This is a genomic window from Paraburkholderia sp. J11-2 (assembly GCF_905220185.1).
In the GTDB taxonomy this organism is placed as follows: Bacteria; Pseudomonadota; Gammaproteobacteria; order Burkholderiales; family Burkholderiaceae; genus Paraburkholderia.
In genome coordinates this window covers 61,633-80,859 of the sequence record NZ_CAJMYY010000037.1, presented here as the reverse complement: position 1 = coordinate 80,859, position 19,227 = coordinate 61,633, and the positions used below count along the sequence as shown (strand labels likewise).

At 62.6% G+C, this 19,227-nt stretch carries 14 protein-coding genes; 5 read left to right on the top strand and 9 right to left on the bottom strand.

The features are described 5' to 3' along the window. The 5 genes from U5A57_RS36115 to U5A57_RS36095 form a co-directional block, all read right to left on the bottom strand. The coding region (locus U5A57_RS36115) for a pyridoxal-phosphate dependent enzyme (RefSeq protein WP_321916563.1) at positions 1-591 on the bottom strand (591 nt) is incomplete at its 3' end. Between the two features lie 518 nt (positions 592-1,109). Beyond that, positions 1,110-2,147, bottom strand: a complete 1,038-nt coding sequence (locus tag U5A57_RS36110) for a ParB/RepB/Spo0J family partition protein (protein ID WP_321916562.1) — start codon at positions 2,145-2,147, stop codon at positions 1,110-1,112. Further along, positions 2,137-2,826, bottom strand: a complete 690-nt coding sequence (parA, locus tag U5A57_RS36105; RefSeq protein WP_158763032.1) for a ParA family partition ATPase — start codon at positions 2,824-2,826, stop codon at positions 2,137-2,139. Before parA ends, U5A57_RS36110 begins: the two co-directional genes overlap by 11 nt. Before the next feature lie 936 nt (positions 2,827-3,762). Next, on the bottom strand, positions 3,763-5,136 hold the full coding sequence (locus U5A57_RS36100; RefSeq protein ID WP_321916561.1) for a replication initiation protein: 1,374 nt from the start codon (positions 5,134-5,136) through the stop codon (positions 3,763-3,765). A gap of 1,508 nt (positions 5,137-6,644) precedes the next feature. Continuing rightward, positions 6,645-6,959 (bottom strand): DUF4148 domain-containing protein, encoded by a 315-nt coding sequence (locus tag U5A57_RS36095; RefSeq protein ID WP_321916559.1) that lies wholly within the window; start codon positions 6,957-6,959, stop codon positions 6,645-6,647. Between the two features lie 411 nt (positions 6,960-7,370). On the opposite strand from U5A57_RS36095, the gene U5A57_RS36090 reads away from it, so the two are divergent. From U5A57_RS36090 to U5A57_RS36070, 5 genes are all read left to right on the top strand, one after another. Further along, positions 7,371-8,852: a HAMP domain-containing sensor histidine kinase gene (locus U5A57_RS36090; RefSeq protein WP_321916558.1), complete on the top strand. Its 1,482-nt coding sequence runs from the start codon at positions 7,371-7,373 to the stop codon at positions 8,850-8,852. A gap of 3 nt (positions 8,853-8,855) precedes the next feature. After that, the gene (locus U5A57_RS36085) at positions 8,856-9,554 is read left to right on the top strand and encodes a response regulator transcription factor (RefSeq protein WP_321916557.1); all 699 of its coding nucleotides are present in this window, start codon (positions 8,856-8,858) and stop codon (positions 9,552-9,554) included. A 151-nt stretch (positions 9,555-9,705) separates the two neighbouring features. Further along, positions 9,706-10,380: a response regulator transcription factor gene (locus U5A57_RS36080; RefSeq protein WP_028208339.1), complete on the top strand. Its 675-nt coding sequence runs from the start codon at positions 9,706-9,708 to the stop codon at positions 10,378-10,380. Between the two features lie 6 nt (positions 10,381-10,386). Next, positions 10,387-11,811 carry a HAMP domain-containing sensor histidine kinase gene (locus U5A57_RS36075; RefSeq protein ID WP_321916556.1) on the top strand — a complete coding sequence of 475 codons (1,425 nt, stop codon included), beginning with the start codon at positions 10,387-10,389 and terminating at the stop codon, positions 11,809-11,811. 33 nt (positions 11,812-11,844) lie between these two features. Then, positions 11,845-12,591: a response regulator transcription factor gene (locus tag U5A57_RS36070; RefSeq protein ID WP_321916554.1), complete on the top strand. Its 747-nt coding sequence runs from the start codon at positions 11,845-11,847 to the stop codon at positions 12,589-12,591. Between the two features lie 126 nt (positions 12,592-12,717). Here U5A57_RS36070 and U5A57_RS36065 read toward each other — a convergent pair whose 3' ends face one another. The 4 genes from U5A57_RS36065 to U5A57_RS36050 form a co-directional block, all read right to left on the bottom strand. Continuing rightward, complete coding sequence (locus U5A57_RS36065) at positions 12,718-13,002, bottom strand: DUF4148 domain-containing protein (protein WP_321916552.1); 285 nt, start codon at positions 13,000-13,002, stop codon at positions 12,718-12,720. Positions 13,003-13,221: 219 nt separating this feature from the next. Continuing rightward, the gene (locus U5A57_RS36060) at positions 13,222-14,676 is read right to left on the bottom strand and encodes an efflux transporter outer membrane subunit (RefSeq protein ID WP_321916551.1); all 1,455 of its coding nucleotides are present in this window, start codon (positions 14,674-14,676) and stop codon (positions 13,222-13,224) included. Continuing rightward, positions 14,669-15,886, bottom strand: coding sequence for an efflux RND transporter periplasmic adaptor subunit (locus tag U5A57_RS36055; RefSeq protein WP_321916550.1), 1,218 nt, complete (start codon positions 15,884-15,886; stop codon positions 14,669-14,671). The genes U5A57_RS36060 and U5A57_RS36055 overlap by 8 nt, the downstream gene beginning before the upstream one ends. Beyond that, positions 15,876-19,148, bottom strand: a complete 3,273-nt coding sequence (locus U5A57_RS36050; protein WP_321916549.1) for an efflux RND transporter permease subunit — start codon at positions 19,146-19,148, stop codon at positions 15,876-15,878. Before U5A57_RS36050 ends, U5A57_RS36055 begins: the two co-directional genes overlap by 11 nt. Between the last annotated feature and the right edge of the window lie 79 nt (positions 19,149-19,227).

The window sequence follows — 19,227 nt, the reverse complement described above, 5'->3', positions numbered from 1 at the left end:
GTGAATCGGGGCCTGATGCTGGCTCAGCACTTCCATCGCCACGGTGCCCTGGCCGGCGATCACGTAGGGATCGTCGAACGGATGCACGAAGGTCAGGCCGCGTTCTTCCTGCAGGCGCACGGCGTGGGCATAGGCGTCGCTGTACGACTCGCCGGCCTGCACGACCTCGACGGTCGCGCCACCGTGGGCGCGCACGGCATCGACCTTCACCTGCGGCGTGGTCACCGGCACGCAGATCACGGCCTTCACACCCAGTTTCGCCGCCGAAAGCGCCACGCCCTGCGCGTGATTGCCCGCCGAGGCGGTGATCACGCCGCGCTCCAGTTGCGCGGGCGAGAGGTGCGCCATCTTGTTGTAGGCACCGCGCAGCTTGAAGGAGAACACTGGCTGGTTGTCCTCGCGCTTGAGGAACACGGCGTTGCGCAGGCGCGCCGAGAGGTTCGGGGCGCGCTCGAGTTCGGTCTCGCGGGCGGCGTCGTACACACGCGCCGTGAGAATCTTCCGGAGGTAGTCGTTTTCGTCGCGGCGGGACTGGGCGGAATCAGTGGCTTCAGCGACTTTGGTGGCGGGACGGCTTTGATACACCTGCATGACGGCTCCTGTACTCACTTTCGTTTTGGCCAGGAGGCGGAAACAAAAAACCCGCCTCTTGGGGCGGGTTGTTGTCACTACTGCCAGACGTACGCTAACCCACCATTCGTTGAATGGTGCGAATAATCAGCGCAATCGTGAAAAGGCGGCAGTTCATGTCTGTAAGAATGACCTGGGGGAACGGGTGTTGTCAATTCCTCACAATTGGATCTTTCGCAACGCACTACAAATTACGTTTCATTTGATACGCTTTTTGCCTGGAGTGAGTATCTTCACGGTGAGCTGCGTAAAAATCTCGTTCTAACCCCACTCCAGCTAGCATGTTTCGTGAAACATTCTAGAAAATGTAATCTAATGCATTGATTATAAACGGTTATGTTTGATCTTATATTTTTTCGCCTCTGTTTCACGGATTCGACCCCGCTCAAATGGCGTGCATCGATTGCACAACCGAACCAACGAAAAAGGGCGCCTGACGACGCCCTTCCCTGCCACCGTTAGCCAAATACTGGCGATGCTCAGGTCGCCTCAGATGCGTCCATTTCCGAGGCCCACTGCTCGATGACGACCTTCATGCGCTCGGCAAGGCGCTGCTGATCGGCGGGCGCAATGCCCTTGAGGCTCAACTCCGCGCGCCCGTCGCCAAACAGCTTCAGCTCGCCCAACGCGACGCCATCCGGACGATTGAACTGAACGCGTGACTGGTAATGCGTACGACGCGGTCCCACGCTGCGCGCGCCCGCTTCCGCCGAAGCCGCCGCTTCGAGCTTGCGTACGCTTGCCTTCCCTTCAACCACCTGCGCAAGCCAATGCTCGGCGACCGTCGCGCCCGCCCGGTCGAAGATCAGCTTGATGTTGTACGCATGTCCGAGCCCGACATCCTTGCGATTCTGCGCCATCCGTTGCAGCAGATAAGGCGGCAGCGACGTGAGCGCGATCACCTTGCTGATATGCTTCGGGTCTTCGCCAACGGCCACGCCCAACTCGACCTGGTCGACGTAGACACGATCGTCGAGCAGTTTCTTCCACGCGAGCGCATCGTCGAATACCGTCTGCTCCTCGCGCTCCTTGTTGGCGTGATAAGCGCGCAGGTACAAGTTCTGGTTGTCGAGACCCTCGCGGACATCGGCATCGATGAACTTGTCGCCGCGCGAGCGCGCAGCGCGAATACGGCGCTCGCCGTCGACGATCACATATTGGCCGGGAAACGCCGCGAGTTTCGTGACCAGGATAGGCGTGATCTGTCCTTGTGTCGCGAAGCTCTCAGCCAGTTCGTCGATCGTCTCGGCGCTGTAGAACGCGCGCGGGTTGTACGGATTGGAAACGACATCTTCGACTGAAATTCTCCGAACCGCATGCAGCGAAAGCGGCGCCTCGGCGATTTCAGCAGACTGCGCGGCCGGCGTGTCGGCGGTATCAAGTGCGGCGTTCGGCGCGCCGGCATCGCGTTGCGCGATATTGACAACGTCGGCTTCAGCGAGACGTTCGCCAGCCGAAACACGCTCGGCAGCCATGCCCGCGCGCACCTTGCTGGTGAAATTCAGCTTAGCGGCCATTGACGACCTCCTCTTCTTCTTCCTGAACCAGCGCAATGATCTCGTTGTAGACGGCGCTAATCTCGTCCTTCGCGACTTTCGCCCCGCGCACGCCGCGCACATCGAAGACGGTGCGGCCAAGCGCTGCTGCCTGGCGATAGAGTTCTCGCTGCTTGATGGTTGCCGAGAACACGCGGACATTGCTTTCCGCGAGAATCGCGCTCATCTGCGTGTGCAGCAACGTTTTCGAATTAGATTTATTCAGCAAAATTGCGAATTTTCCAGCCGGATTGGCAACGCGCGTACGCTCGACCAACTCCATCATCCCTTCGCTACTCCAGATATCGATCGGCGATGCGTCCGTCGGAATGACGGTAGCGTCCGCTACGGCCAAAACGCGCGCAGTCGTCAGATCGTTGATATTGGGCGGACAGTCGACGATGACGACGTCGTAGTCGTTCGCTAGCGCAGCGATTTCCGGCCCGATCATCTTTTCCAGCTTATGAATGCTGCCAACGCGGAACGGCAGAGGCGTCTCGGGACCTGCCGCGGCACACCAACTCATGCAAGATTGCTGACCATCGGCATCGGCTACATAGACCTTATAGCCTTCCGCCTGAAATGCCCCAGCCAGATTCATGCTGGTGGTGGTTTTCCCAACTCCACCTTTTTGGTTCGCTACGGCTATCACGAGACCCATTCGTTTCTCCATCCAATTGTTCAACAGCGGACAAGCCTCCCAGGCACATTCTCCACGTGGAGACTCCGGCAAGTCATTCGAGAGTCTAACGGCAACTTAAAGTAAATTCTAGGATTTCCGTCTCAGACGTTGCCAGTTCACAACCAGTTGGCCGAGCGGATAAGGAATGAACACCATGCGATGCATTGCCGGTTGGTCAGATTGGGGCTGGTGATGTGTTAGCGACGGCAGCGATCAATCTCCACGTGGAGATCGGAGATCGACGAAGCGCAGCGTCTTCGCATAATCGTGCAATGAACGAGTGCCGATGGATCGAAGACTGAAGTTGCACAAGAGTACGGGAGAAATCTCCGGTCAAGTGAATCGAGGATCGGCGCACAAACCTCCACGTGGAGATTCATCAGTGCGACCTGCGACTAAGCCAGTCAGTGCTGTGAGCGTGAACCGTGCAACCGGACAACAATTCGGCCGCCACATGAAATCATCGAATCTCCACGTGGAGATTCTCCAATGGGCATTCCGGGCAAGGTGCTTGTAGGTGAGCAGGCGACACCACGCGCAGATTGCGTCAGCAACCGGGTGTGCCCATTACACGCATGTGGCCCAGTCGGCATATTCTTGTCCGTTCGAAACAGCAACTCTCCACGTGGAGATCAACACGAGCAGCACGGCCTCATCGTGCGGCACCAGTAGTCACAGGCAGCGCACGACGAACTACGAACATCATTCGGAGGCACCCACGCAGTCGATAGCTGAGGTGCTACGAAGAGAGCGAGAGTTCGTCTAATTCAGAGGCGATTTGAAATAGATATTTGACTACGATTTCTAGGTCGTTATATTTAGCCAAATTCACTTGCGTACACCCTACATCGGCTCGCCTTGCGTCAGCGAAAAAAAACGGCGGCCGAAGCCGCCGTCCTGTTTCGATCATCGCCTTCACTCGTCCCGCGATTTCAACGCAAGATCAATCTCCGCAGCCTGCTGGCCTTCGCCCGCCGCGGGCGCCTGTTGTCCGCTCAACAGGAATTCGAGCAGGTCGGCAGCAGTCGGTTGCCCCCAGGTGTCCAGCACCACCCAACGGAAGAAGTTCGTCGACGCCATCTTGCTTGGCACCTTGGCCGTCGACACCTTGAGCTTGTCCATGCCGACCGTCTCGTTATAGCGCTTGATCAGCGCAGTCTGGTCGTCGTACTCAAGCTCATTGAAGTAGGCGCGCGCCTCGTTGATCTTCGCCGCGATATAGCGGTCCTTCACCTGATCCTGGCTTTCGCGTGCGCGGCTCGCGTCGGAGGCGGGCGCAGCGGCATTCGCACCTGGCAACTCGTAACCTTCTGTCAGCGCCTTGCGGAAATACGCCGCGACATTCGCGAGCGGCGCTGCGTTTTTCTGCGCAACGCGCGCCGCGGTATACGCCACTGCCGTGCGAATCTTCGCTTCGCCGTACTGCTTGAGCAGGCGCCGAGCCTCGGAAACCGGAATACTGAACTTCGACATCTCGCCAATCAGCAGCGTCTCGTTTGCTCGCAGCTCCTGGGACGAATCGGTCTCCGGCTTGCGGGTCACACGGAACTGCAGAGCGACAACCGAGCGTCCCACCTTGTGCTCGATGAGTTCGAACATGTGATCCGAAATCTCGTTCACTTCCTTGATACACGGCACCAGCACACGGCTCTTGAATTGCTTGTAGAGCTTGTACGATTGCGCCGAAGTATCTTGCCCAAGGATCAGATCGCGCAGCGTCGCGAGCGGGAAGCGCGCGGTCACACCCACGGCCTCGTACCGCACGACGTTCTCCCAAAGCGCAAGCGAATGCGCCTTCCTGAACTGACGCGTGATGCGCATATCGATCATCGCGTAGATCTCGGGATTGAGCAGTTCGCCGCGAATCTGCTCGGAGAAGGTGTAACGCAATACCGATCGCTCGAGCTCAGCGCCAGCAAGCAAACCGGACGCCTTCCAGATACTGCGCTTGTCCTGCGTAAGGTAGTCCCAGTTGACGACCGTGCTGATCAGCGAGTTGATCGTCTCCTTGACGTACTCGGTGTTGTTGCTGTTCAGATCGACGTCCTGGGAGAGGGCGGAGATCGTGATCTCGAACGACGAGCGGCCGCGGTCGAGGGAATCCTGGCGAATGGCGTTCTTGATCAGCGAACTGAACATCTTGCGCTGCTGCAGGCTGATCGACCCGGACTTGGGGGCGATATGAATCGCCGGGACGGCCTTGCGGAACAGATCAGGCGGCTGGCCTTGCTGGAATACGAGTGCACCTTGTTTGTCGGCGTCGCCGGCTTCGGCCTTTTTTCTTGCCATATGACCCACGTTGAAAGGGAACCTGGTCGGTTGGTAACTGTATACCAACCGATCAGGTGACTCAAGGCCGCAAGCGCAATCGTGACGCGGTACGACACCCAAGGGCGTAGAGCATTGACAGCTGCAGATTTCCCGTCTCGAAGGCCACCTGGAATCTCTCCGAAGCGCTCGGCCCCGCTCCCTCGCACGCCCCCATAGCCGGTGACCTTTGCATCGCCGAGTCCTGGAAACTATCCCATATCCAGTGACCTTTAGGCAGGATGTGAGTACTCACTCTGCTAATTTGGTCTCCACAGGTACCCATCCATGGGATTTTTCGCGTTGCTATCGGCGTGGTTCCCTGGAACGCATCGGCCAAGCATCCGCAGGTTCACGGCGCCCATAAATGGTGACCCGACGCCGCTCCCACAAATGGCTACCCATGCGAACGAAAAATACGCCCTTGGAGGTTCACAAATCCCCGCGACCTCCCATAACAGGTAACCATTAGCAGGTCCCATAGCCTGTTACCTTGCTCCAACCAGCTTCTTTGCGTGCGAGGATTCACGCGGGGGGCGCAAATTTGGACCCAAGGACGCCGTTACTCCTCTCCCGAAAAGCCACCATAACAGGTTACCCAAGCAGCTTCCCAAAGCCGGTTACCTGTATTCAGGTGCGAGGCCCTGTAAAACGTCCTCCCGCAAGGCAAGGCGTCCCATTGCCGGATACCTTCCCTGACTCCCATAAACAGTGACCTGAAGGGAAAACCGCTTCTTTTCCCATAGCGGGCAACCTTCCCCCCATATCCACAACCCGTAAACCCCATCGTCGGCTACCGAAGTCCCATATCCACAACCCGAAACTCCCATACCCGGGACCTCAAATCCCATAACGTGCCACCAAATCGGCCGCAAAGCCTTGCCTGGTAAGGGTTTGCGGCGCCTAAAGGTTTACTAAAGTTGTTAAAGCGTGATAGGTAAACACTGAAACACGCGTTCGATGAGAAAGACGTCTCCCAAAACCGGGGACCTTAATGCATGTGAGTGGTCACCAACCTCCGTGGCCCCATTCCTGGTTACCTAGCCTGTAGATCAACGCTCTGCAACCACCATAGCGCATTACCTAAGCCCCCTATTCTTCAGATCTAACTTTCAGACTCCGACTTAGGTCGCTGATTTATTGGCAAAAATGCGCGTTGGGTCTCCGGCTATGGTGGGCTTCCTTGTTCAAGGTAACAGCCTATGGGACCGACTGAATGACTACGAAACCCAGCGGAGCGAGCGCGAAGCGCCCCACCGGTCCCCGACTTGCCCTCAACCCAGGTCGCCGGAGCGAGCAATCTGGAAAACGCATTTGTGTACCAATGGCTGATCCCATTTCCGGTTACCCGTTTCAGGTCACCAGATATGGGAGCATCCGAAGGTCCACATGGGCCGGCGCCCAACGAGCACCTCACGCTCGAAAAGATCCGGCTAAGGTGCACTGCACAAACCGTATCGGTGACCTACGGCTCGCCGGGCGACCCGATATCAGTCGGAATTCGCGGGAAAGGTCACCACGGCGGCTGTGTGCTGCGGCCGGCAATCGCTGCGATACACATCCGCGAGACGTTGCTCGGCAGCTTCGATATCGGCCGGATAGTTGTCGTCTTCGGCGTGCGGTTGGTAACCCACCGCCTCGAGTTCTCTCAGTTCCCGCATCAGGTCCGCATGCGTGACCTCGTGGGCCGGTTTGACGAACGGGTAGCTGTGGCATTCCCGCTGCGTCAGATGCGGCGCGGCGAGCGCGCTTACGCTCACCGCTCCCACATATGGCACCCATACGAACTTCAGCCATGCCTTCATGATGAATCCTCCTTTTGATGAACCCGCAACGAAATGAAAAGGCGCGAATGCGCGAAGAAGCGGATTCGAGGATAAGGAGGCGCTGGTGCTGAATCGGGCTCAACCGAATGACAGAAAGTTCATCTGCGCTACGCGTGAGTCACACGGGACCCCGCGTACGCACGAATTGACAAAATGACAGGTACCCGTCACGCAGCAGTAAGAAGATGACGCGCTCTTCATTGCCATGATGCCGTTGCGTCGAGGGCGCGCCACTATGATGGCCAGGCACGAGCGTATCCGTGTTCGTCGGTTCGTCAGTCAGCCATCGGGGGGAGCCATGTCACTCAGCGAGAAAGCAGCGCCCGCACGGCGCGCGGCCGCAAGCATGCCGGCCTTGCACGGTTTGCCAGCGCTTACGCGAGGCGTCCGATGAACCTGCCTGCCTGGGTTGCGCTCGGGCGTGGTCTGTTCGTTCCGGCGTCGTCGCGTGCAACGCCGCACGTGCGGGACATGGGCCGCGACCACTGGCAAACGACCACGTTCCGCTGGTTCACCGCGTACGCCGCGATCTTCTCGCTCGCGTTCATGGCACTGCTTGGCGTCATCGAGTACTCCGTGGCGCACGCGATGATGCGGGAGACCGACAGCGGCCTGCGCTGGCAACTGCGGTACTTCGATTCGCGCAGCGACGCGAGTCTCGCCAGCGCGATCGAAGCGCGCCTCACGCGTGCGGACCGGCGCGACAACTTCTACGGCTTGTTCGCACCGGACGGGCACTGGCTTGCCGGCGATATCCGCGTTATGCCAACGGGTCTTGCGTTGGGACACTATGGCCAAACTCACCAGCACACCCGCGGCCAGACGCTCGCGCTCGGGGCTGGCTCCGTGCGATCGTCCCTGCGCGCCATGGGCGAGATTCGGCCCGACGGCGCGCGCCTCGTCGTCGCGCGCACGCTCTCCGACGTGCGCCACGTTCATGACGAACTGCTGAAGGCGTTGTTCGGTGGCGGCCTCTTGTGCCTCACCGGCAGCCTGTGTGCCGGACTTGTGCTCAGCATGCGGCAGATCCGGCGCGTCGCGCAGATCAAGCGCGCCACGCGCGGAATCGCGGACGGCGACCTCGCGATGCGGCTGCCGGTAGCCGGCCGCGACGAACTCGACATGCTCGCGCATCTCGTGAACCGCATGCTCGATGAAGTCGAGCGCCTGATGGGCGAGGTGAAAAGCGCATGCGACGGTATCGCCCACGATCTGCGCACACCGCTCACGCGATTGCGCCTGCGCCTCTCGCACGCTGCCGAGGCCATGGAGCAGCGCGGCGAGGCGGTTCTCGCCGGCGTGCTCGTTGGCGCGCGAGGGGAGGCCGATGCCGTGCTCAACCGTTTCTCTGCGCTCCTGCGTATTTCGGAAATTGGCGCGATGGATCGCCGCCGCGGCTTTTCGAGCGTTGCCCTGCTGGATCTCGTGCACGAGCTAGGCGAACTCTATGCGCCGCTTGCCGAGGAAAAAGCCATTGACATGCACGTCTCTCTGGCGCCGGTCGAACCCATTCCCGCCGACCGTGCACTGCTCTTCGAAGCGTTGAGCAACCTGCTCGACAACGCTATCAAATTCACGCCGCGCGGTGGCGCGGTCAAGGTCGAGTTGCGCGCCGGTTCGTGTGGACCGCAGCTCGTCATCGCCGACAACGGGCCCGGCATCGCGCCCGGCGAACGCGCCGCGGTGTCAGGGCGCTTCTATCGCAGCGAGCGGACGCGTCACCTCCCGGGCACCGGCCTCGGACTCGGCATCGTCTCGGCGATCGTGCGGCTGCACGACTTTCGCCTTGCGATTGGCGAGGCGAATCCCGGCGCGATCGTCACGATCGACTGCTGGACGCATCGAGCGCAGCATGGCCAAGCGGGCTCGTGATCGATGAGGCTCCTGCTGTGCTCGTCCTCGGCGACCGAGCGAAGTTACCTGTACAAGGCGCTGAGCGAGAGCTTGAACAGCGTCGAGATTGCAGACAACGTCGAGTACGCCGTTTATCTCGCGTCGGAGGAACCGTTCGATACGGTGTTCCTTTGTGCTGCCGGGCCAGAGGTGCACGACGGCATCGCCTCCGCGCTTGCGGCCCTCACGCACATGCGCGACGCGCCGACGATCGTCGTTGCGCTCGCGCGCGCGACACCCGCGGACTGCGCGCGACTTCTGCGCGCCGGCGCCGATGCGTGCTTCGTGCAACCCTGGTCCATTCTCGAGATCCAGGAGCGCATGCTCGCGTTGCGTCGCGGCGCGCTCGTTCACGCGAGCGCGCCGCTCGTGCGCCTCGACCCGTCCACACGCGACCTCGTGGAAGGCGCTCGGCGCGTGCCCCTCACCACGCGCGAGTATCTGCTGGTCGAATGCCTGCTGCGCCATGCGGGCGCGCCGGTTGCGCGCGAGCACCTGATTCGCTATGCGTGGCCCGACAAGGCCGACGTCGAGCCCTCGAGCGTGAACCTCGTCGTGTCGCGCCTGCGGCGCAAACTCGCGTCGCACGGCGCGCACGCGAGCGTCGAGACTGTGAACCGTTACGGCTATCAACTCGACTTGCGCGCGCGCCAGCCAATCGTCGGTGTAATCGATATGTAAGTGCCGAAGGGCGCGCGAGACCGTATTGCGTTTGCAAACTTAAATTTAATTTCATGAAAGGAATCGCGGCGCGGCGTGGGCGCAACGGTAAACTCGAGGCTCTTGAATAGTCGTGCGGCCGGCACGACGGAGTGCGAGAAAGATGAGTCAGGTGCGCGTTTTGACGGTGGAGGACGATGCCGTCACAGCCAACGAGATCGTCAGCGAGCTGACGCAGCGCGGCTTTGCCGTCGAATGGGTCGACAACGGCCGCGACGGTATGGCGCGCGCAATGAGCGACGAATACGACGCCATTACGCTCGACCGCATGCTGCCGGGCGTGGACGGTCTGTCGATCCTCACGGCCATGCGCACGGTCGGCATTCAGACGCCGGTGCTGATGCTGAGCGCGCTCGGCGACGTGGATGAACGCGTGCGCGGCCTGCGCGCGGGCGGCGACGACTACCTCACCAAACCCTTCGACCCCGAAGAACTCACCGCGCGCCTCGAAGTGCTGCTGCGCCGCCGCCAGGCCGCGAGCGTCGCGCGCGAGACCGCGCTGCGCGTGGGGCCGCTCGAACTCGACCTCATTTCGCGCAAGGTGCGCCGCGACGGCGAAGAAGTCGTGCTGCTCCCCACCGAGTATCGCGTGCTCGAATTCATGATGCGCCACGCAGGCAAGACCATCACACGCACCATGCTGTTCGAAGCCGTGTGGGGCTACCACTTCGATCCGGGCACCAACCTGATCGACGTGCACATGGGCCGCCTGCGCAAGAAAATCGATCCGCCGGGCGTGCCGCCGCTCATCCAGACCGTGCGCGGCTCCGGCTACATTCTCGGATAACCCGCTTTGTCGAGCCGTACTTCTTCCGCCGCTTCCGCGCAATTGCGCAGGCGCTGGCATACCACGACGTTTCGCTGGCTGTGCGCCTACACGGCGCTGTTCGGCGTTTTTCTCACGCTGCTCGTTGGCTTCATTGCGTGGACGGCTACCACCACCATCGAGCGCGACGCCGACACGATCATGGGCTGGCAGCTCATCTATTTCGACTCGATTCCCGATGCGCAGCTACCCGACGCGATCTATCAGCGGCTCGAACACGAGCACATGCATGTGAATTACTACGGACTCTTTACGAGTGACGGCCGCTACGTCGCGGGCGATCTGCTTGCGCCGCCGCCGCACCTTACCTACACGCGCGAGGGCAGCACGCATGCCCATACACTGAAGCTGCTCAACCGCGACGTATCGCCCGTGGTCCGCGCGATGGGTGAGGTGCGCCCGAGCGGCATGCACCTTGTTGTCGCGCGTGACATGACCAGCGTGCTGCGCATTCGCAAGATCATGGTGCGTTCGCTCGCGGCAGGCGCCGTGCTCGCGTTGCTCGGCGCCGCGGCGGGCGGTCTCGTGTTCGGCATGCGCCAGATCCGGCGCGTGCGCGAAATTCGCCGCGTGACCGAATGCATCGCGCGCGGCGACCTCGACCGGCGCCTGCCGGTGGGCGGCGACGACGAGCTCGACATGCTCGCCCATCTCGTGAATCACATGCTCGACGAAGTGGAGCGGCTGATGGGCGAAGTGAAGGGCGCTTGCGACGGCATCGCGCACGACCTGCGCACGCCGCTCGTGCATCTGCATACCCTGCTCGCGCGCGTGGCCGAGCGCGACAGCGTGCGCGGCGACGCCGCCGGCGCGGTGCTGCTCGATCAGGCGCGCACCGAAACCGGGCAACTGCTCGAACGCTTCCGGGCCATGCTGCGCATCTCCGAGATCGGCACGCTGCAAAGGCGTGGCGGCTTTGCGACTGTGGACCTGCACGAACTGGTGCAGGAACTCGCCGAACTCTACGAGCCGCTCGCCGAGAGCCGCGAACTCGAATGGCGCATCGCGGCTGAGCCCGTTGCCGAGATTCATGGCGACCGCGCGCTGCTCTTCGAGGCGTTCAACAATCTTATCGACAACGCCATCAAGTTCGCGCCGCAAGGCGGTGCGGTGAGCGTCACGTTGCGTTCCACGCCGCTCGGCCCCTTGCTCGAAGTGGCGGACAACGGCCCTGGCATTGCGCCTGGCGAGCGCGCGGCGGTCCTGCAACGCTTCTATCGCGGCGAGGCCGTGCGTCATGTCGCCGGTTCGGGTCTGGGGCTTTCTATCGTGGCGGCCGTGATGCGTGTTCACGACTTCACGCTACGTATCGACGATGCACAAGAGCTCGGGAAGCCGGGCGGCCCCGGCACGCGCATGAGCGTGGAATGCTGGCCGCGCTCGCTCGCCTGATACCTGCCGACCAGCCGCCAGGCACCCGCAGTCATGCGCATCCTCCTCATCTCCCCGATTCACGCCGAAGGCGCCTGGCTTCAGAAGGCCCTGCAGGAAAGCGCACATAGCCTGCAGCGCGCGGAAGACCTGCGCGACGGATGGTTCGTCGCAGGCGAAGAGCCCTTCGACGCGGTGATCGTCATGGCGCTCGACGGCGCGCTGCTGCCTGCGCTGCACGGCATCCTTCCTGGACTCTCGAAGGTCACAAGCGGAGCGACGATCATCGCCGTGCTCGGCATCGCAGCGAGCGCGAGCGAGCGCTCGAAGGTGCTGCGTGCGGGCGCCGACGCGTGCTTTCGTTACCCGTTCTCGTTCATCGAGATGCACGAGCGCATGCTCGCGCTATTGCGCACCACGGCGGCATGCGGCGGCGCGCAGGGTGGACAGCCCGCGCAGGCCGTGCAGACCGCAAGCGGCGCCCGGAGCGTCCAGAACGCGCCACAACTCGATGCGGGTACGCGCGAGATCGTGGAGGGCGCGCGCCGCGCGGACCTCACGCGCCGCGAGTACCTGCTCGTCGAATGCCTGCTGCGTCAGACGAATATGCCCGTGCCGCGTGACCACATGATCCGCTATGCGTGGCCCGAGAAGGACGACATCGATGCTTCGACCGTCAATCTCGTCGTGTCGCGGCTGCGGCGCAAGCTCGCGCGCCAGGGTATGGACGTGCGTATCGAAACCATCAGCCGCTACGGCTATCAACTGACGTCGCCCTCGTTCGATCGAGACGCGCGCTGAGGTAACCGTTTGTGGGAACCGGTTACCTATCCGCATCCACGCGCGTGCGTTTGTTAACATCAAAAAGCGAGCGGCACGCTGAATGCGTGCCGCTCGCTCGTGCTCGAAAAGCCCCGCCAGTCATGCTCAGTGCGCGTAAAGCGTGGAGTTCAGGTATGCAAGCTGACCGTCCTGTTCGGCCTGAACGAGCTCGTGGTAGACCTCCGCACGCGTCTTTTCGTGCACCGCTTGCCCATAAGGCGCTACCCATCCGCCGGGCGCAACTGTGGGGGCCGTGTCGTTCGATGCGACCTGGGTGGCGGCGGCGGCCTGGCTGGCCTGCGTGCCGGCCGTCGGTGCCGGGGTTTGCGCAAAGGCGGACGTGGTGGCAACGACACCGGTGAGCGCAGCGATGATCATGAGAGCCTTCATGTGACTATTCCTCCAGGAGTGAGATCGGTTAGCCGGTTAGCGAATGCGATAAACCGCATCCCGGTGTGAGTAGAATAGTTAGGTCACCCTATCGAACCCGATGCAGCACCATGAAGAAATGTTTATCAGCCTGAGAGGATTCGGTGAAAGGAAAAACCCCGCGCGAGGGCGGGGTTCTAGTGGTGATAATCAAAGCGGCTAAGGCCGCTTCAGAGGCGCTCAGGAAGCCGCCTTGTCCTCATGCAGGTCTTGCGTGCTCCAGCCGCCGCCTATTGCCTGTATGAGGCCCACGGTGGCATCGAGGCGCCGGGTGTCCAGTTCCAGCGAGGCGATCTGCGTGGAGAGTTCGGTCGTTTGCGCCGTCACGACGTCGAGGTAACTGACCACGCCGTCGCGGTAGCGCGACATCGAAAGCGTAAGCGTGCGCTGCGCCGCCGTGAGCGCCTCGTCTTCGCGCTGCGCTTCGTCGCCGAGATGGTGCAGCAGCGCGAGGTTGTCCTCGACCTGCTGGAACGCATTGAGAACCGTTGCCTTGTACTGCGCGCCGTTTTCGGCAAGCTTCGCCTGCGCGCCGCGCACGACCGCCGCGCGACGGCCGCCGTCGAAGATCGTCATCATCAGCGTGGGACCGATGGACCACATTTCGTTGGGCGCGACGATCCACGGCGAGAATGTGTCGCTCTGGAAGCCGCCGTCCAGCCCGAGCGAAAGATCGGGGAAGAACGCGGCCTTCGCCACGCCGATCTGTGCGTTGGCGGCGGCGACGCGCCGCTCCGCGGCGGCGATGTCGGGCCGCCGCTCCAGAAGCGACGATGGCAATCCCGCGGGCAGATTCGGCATATGCGGGCGGATCGTATCCGGCGCGACGTTGAACTGTGAAGCCGGTACGCCGATAAGCGTGGCGATGGCGTGCTCGTAGAGTGCGCGGCGCGCGCTTACGTCGTCCGCTGCGGCCTGCGCGGAGGCGAGCTGCGTTTGCGCGCGCGAAACGTCGAGCGAAGAAGCGATGCCGCCGCGATGGCGGCTCTCGGTTAGCTCCAGCGCATGACGATAGGCGGCAATGGTGTCGTCGAGCAGCTTCGACTGCTGGTCGAGTCCGAGCAGGTCGAACCACGTGGTGGCGAGTTTCGCTTGCAGGCTCAATTGCAGCGAAGCGATGTCGGCTTCGCTGGCTACGCTCGACGCCTCGCCGGCCTTCACCTCGTTGCGCACCTTGCCCCATAGATCGAGGTCGTAGCCGATCCCCACGTCGAGCGTGTTCGAGTTGTACACGTTCGGCTGATCCGAGCCGCGCAGCGGACGCAGCGCCGACTGGCGCTCGCGCGACACGTTCGCTTGCGCACCGACGCTCGGCAGCAACGCGGAGCGCGCCTGCGCGACGAGCGCATCGGCTTCGTCGTGGCGCGCGAGCGCGGCGGCAACGTTCGGATTCGCCTTCGCAACCTGCGGCTCTAGCTGATTCAGCACGGGGTCGTCGAACGCGTGCCACCAGCCGTCGCGCGGGAGATGGTCGGCGGGGCGCGCCGTCTGCCAGCCGCCCGCTTCCTTGAAGTGCGTGGGTATGGCCGTGGCGGGCGCGTGATACGTGGGCGCGAATGAGCACGCCGAGAGCAACAGGGCCGCCGCGAGCGCAGCGGCGCGCAACGGTTGCGCACGCACAGACGGCTTAACCATGCGCACGCTCCGCGTCGTGCACGGCTGCCGTCTGCGTCGATTGCGCGCCTGGCGCGTTGGCGGATGCGAGGCGCACGCGGTCGCCGCTCGCGAGCGAATCCGGCGGATTGTCGATCACACGTTCGCCCGCATGCAGGCCGGCCGTGATCTCCACGCGCGTGCCGAGATCGGTGCCGATCGTCACGTCGCGCAACTGCACGTGCTGATGCGCGTCCACAACGGCGATCTGCATGCCGTGCGCGCGGAAGATCAGCGCGCTCGCGGGCACAAAGAGCGCGTGCGAGTCGCCGGGCATCGCGAGATGGACTTCGGTGTACTCACCGGGGAAGAGCAGGCCCTGCTTGTTGTCCACGGCGAGCTGCACGAGCATCGTGCCCGAAGCAGGCGAGATCGACTGGTCGGTGTCCACGAGCTTGGCGTCGAACTTTACGCCTGGGCGTTCGGGCACGGTGAGCGTGGCGTGCATGCCTGGCTTGATCGAGGCGGCGTCGCTTTGCGGCACGCTCACGTACACGCGCAACTGGCCCGCGTCCGAGACGGTGAAGAGATCGGGGCCGCTGCCGCTGCCCGCGTCGATCAGCGCGCCCACGTCGGTCTTGCGTGCGGTGACGATGCCATCGAACGGCGCCGTGATGCGCTTGAATGACTCGAGCGCCTCGAGCCGCCGCACGTTGGCCTCGTTGGCCTCCACGGTAGCCTGCTTCGCGATGAGGTCGGAGGTTTTCTCGTCGGCCTCCTGCTGCGAGACCGAGTCCTGCTTGAGCATCTCGGTCCAGCGCTTCGCGGTGGTGGCGGCGAGCTTTTCATTGGCGACGGAGTTCTGTAGATCGGCGCGCGCCTGCTGCAACTGCTGGTCGAGGTCGGGCGTGTCGATCAGGCCGAGCAACTGGCCCGCCTTCACGTGCGTGCCGATATCGGCGTACCACGCGTGCAGATAGCCGGACACGCGCGCATAGATGGGTGCGTTGATATAGGCGGCCAGACGCCCCGGCAGCACGAGCGGCTGCGACGCCGGGCTCGCTTGCGGCTGCACGGTGGCAACAGTGGGAATGGCCTGCGCGTCGGTCCACGTGGCGAGTTCCTGGTGCGCGTGCACACGGCTGAAGATGCCGCCGGACACGATGCCGGCCGCGACCATGAGCGCGATCGCCGCAGTGGACTTCAGGTGACGCAGCGGCTGCGGCGAGGCGATGTCGATTTCAGTGGACATGGGCTTCTCCCGATTCGAGGGCAGGTTGATTCGTAGATGATTCGGTTTGCTGACTATCGTCATGGTGGCCGTCTTTGCCATTCGCGCGTTTGTGCACGAGGCTGAACACCACGGGCACGAACAGCAGCGTTGCGCAGGTCGCGCAGAGCAGCCCGCCGATCACGGCGCGGCCGAGCGGCGCATTCTGCTCGCCGCCGTCGCCCATGCCGAACGCCATCGGCGCCATGCCGATAATCATGGCGAGCGCCGTCATGAGCACGGGGCGAAAGCGCGTGAAACCCGCTTCGAGCGCGGCACGCATGGCGTCGCCGGTGACGGCAAGACGCTCGCGTGCGAACGACACCACGAGAATGCTGTTCGCGGTCGCCACGCCCATGCAGAGAATCGCGCCGGTGAGCGCGGGCACGGAGAGCGGCGTGTGCGTGGTGAACAGCATCCACACGATGCCGGCAAGCGCGGCGGGCAGGGCGCTCACGATCACGAACGCATCGCTCCACGAGTGGAAGTTCACGACGATCAGCAGATAGATGAGCCCCACGGCGCCGGCGAGCCCGAGCAGAAGACCCGTGAAGGCGCTGTTCATGGTCTGCACCTGGCCGCGCATGGTGACTGTCGAACCCTTCGGCAAGTCCTTGGCGCTCGCGTGAATCACGGTGTTGATCTGCGACGAGACGGCGCCGAGATCGAGACCCTGTGTGGTCGCGTAGATGTCGTAGAGCGGTTCGATGTTGTAGTGCGAGATGACGGCATCGCTCACGCCACGTGTAATCGTGGCGATGCCGCCAAGAATCTGAGAGCTGCCGCTCTTGCCCGTAACCGGCAGATTCTGGAGGTCGGAAAGTGTGGTCATGCGGTATTGCGGTGTTTGCGCGACGATGGGGTAGGACACGCCGTTCTTGGGGTTGAGCCAGTAAGTGGGCGACACCTGGCTCGTGCCGGAAAGGCTCGCGACCACCGAGTTGGTCACGTCTTGCTCGGTAATGCCGAGTTCATCCGCACGCGAGCGGTCGACGGCCACCGTGAGCTGCGGATAAGTCGACGCCTGCTGGATGCGCGGGTCGGCAATGCCGGGAATCCTCGCGATCTTGTGCAGCAGTTCATTCGCGAAGACCTTGTTCGCGGCCTGATTCGGTCCGCTCACCTGCACGTCGATCGGCGCGGGTGAACCGAAGTTGAGAATCTGGCTCACGATGTCGGCAGGCAGGAACGAGAACGTCGTGCCCGGAAAGCGGCGCGGCAGCTCCGTGCGCAACTCGCGCACATATTGCGCGGTGGGCGCGTGTGACTTTGCGAGCGAGATCAGGATGTCGCCATCCTGCGGCCCGATCGTGCCGCTGTTGTTGTAAGTCAGGTTGATACCGCTGTTTGGCAGTCCGATATTGTCGATCACGCTGGTGAGCTGATCGGGCGGAATGGCCTCGCGAACGGTGTCTTCGATATGGTCGAACAGATCGGCGGTTTCCTCCACGCGCGTGCCGATAGGCGCGCGCACGTGCAGGGCGATTTCACCGGAATCGATATCGGGGAAGAAGTTGCGGCCAAGGAACGGCGTGAGTGCGAACGAGAGCGCGACGATAGCGAGAAAGCCCACGACAAAGCGCCGCCGGTTCGTGAGCGCGAGTCCGAGCACGACGCGATAGCCCGCGCGCACGCGCTCGAAGCGTTGCTCGAAACCGCGTTGAAACAGCACCAGCGGATTGCGCGTGGGTGGCATGCGGCCGTGAGCGCCATGCGGCGCCATGACGGCGGCCAGCTCGCCCGAAGCATGACCTTGCGAAGCGTGCGGTTTGAGAAGATAGCGGGCCATCATCGGCACGAAGGTGCGCGAGAGCACGAACGAGGCGATCATCGCGAAGATCACGGCCTCGGCCATGGGCACGAAAAGGAAGCGCGCAATGCCGTCGAGCAGCAGCATCGGCACGAAGACAATGCAGATGCAAAGCAGTGAAACGAGCGCTGGCATGACGATTTGCGCGGCGCCGTCGAGAATCGCGCTGCGAACGTCCTTGCCTTGCTCCAGGTGCCAGTTGATGTTCTCGATTGTGACCGTTGCGTCGTCCACGAGAATGCCCACCGCGAGCGCGAGACCGCCCAGCGTCATCACGTTGAGTGTTTCGCCGCACGCGGCAAGCCCCGCAATTGCGGCGAGCACGGCGAGCGGAATCGAGGCTGCGATGATGAGCGTCGAGCGCCAGCTGCCGAGAAAGAGCAGGATCATCGCCGAGGTCAGCGCGGCCGCAATCAAGCCTTCGCGCGCGACACCGCTCACGGCGCCCTTCACGAACACCGACTGGTCGGAGAGCGCAACAAGCTTGAGTCCGGGCGGCAACGACTGCTCGATGAGGGGCAGTTTCGCTTTCACGCCGGCAATGATGTCGAGCGTCGAAGCCGAGCCGTTCTTCATAATGCTCATGAGCACGGCGCGGTGGCCGTCCACGCGCACGATATTCGATTGCGGCGGATAGCCGTCGCGAACGTGAGCCACGTCGCGCATATAGATCACCGCACTGCCCACGGTCTTGATGGGCAGCGCGTTGAGCTGGTCGATGGTAAGCGGGCTATTGTTCAGGCGGACGTTGTATTCATAGCGGCCGATTTTCTGCGTGCCGGCGGGAATGATCTGGTTCTGCTGCGCGAGCGCGGTAGCCACGTCTTGCGCCGAAAGCTTCTTCGCCTGCAGCGCTTGCGGGTCGAGGTCGATTTGCACCTCGCGCACCTTGCCGCCATAGGGCGTGGGAATCGCGACGCCTGCCACGGAAAGCAGTTGCGGCCTGATGAAGTTGGTCGCGTAGTCGGCGAGCTTCTGCTCGTCGAGCGTGTTGCTCGTGAGCGCGAGTTGCAGCACCGGCACCGTGGACGCGTTGTAGTTGAGAATTTGCGGCGGCGTGGTGCCGGGCGGCATCTGCTTGAGCACTGTTTGCGAAACCGAAGTGACCTGCGCGGTGGCCGTGCGAATGTCGACGGTCGGCTGGAAGAAGATCTTCACCACGCCGTAGCCGCGAAACGACTGTGACTCGATATGCGCCACGTCGTTGACAGTGGTGCCTAGCGTGCGCTCGTAGTAGCTGACGATGCGACCCGCCATGTCGTCGGGTTGCAGGCCCGCGTAGTTCCACACGACACTGATGACGGGAATGCGAATGTCGGGAAAGATATCGGTAGGCGTGCGTAGCGCTGCGAGCGGGCCCGCGATCAGGATCAGGAGAGCCAGCACGATGAACGTATAAGGACGGTTCAAGGCTAGCCGGACGATTTTCAGCATCAGATGGGGCTCCGTTCAGGCGTCAGGCTGCGCGCCACGCGTGGGGCAGCCGACGCCGGTATTGTGTCGGGCGCGTCCT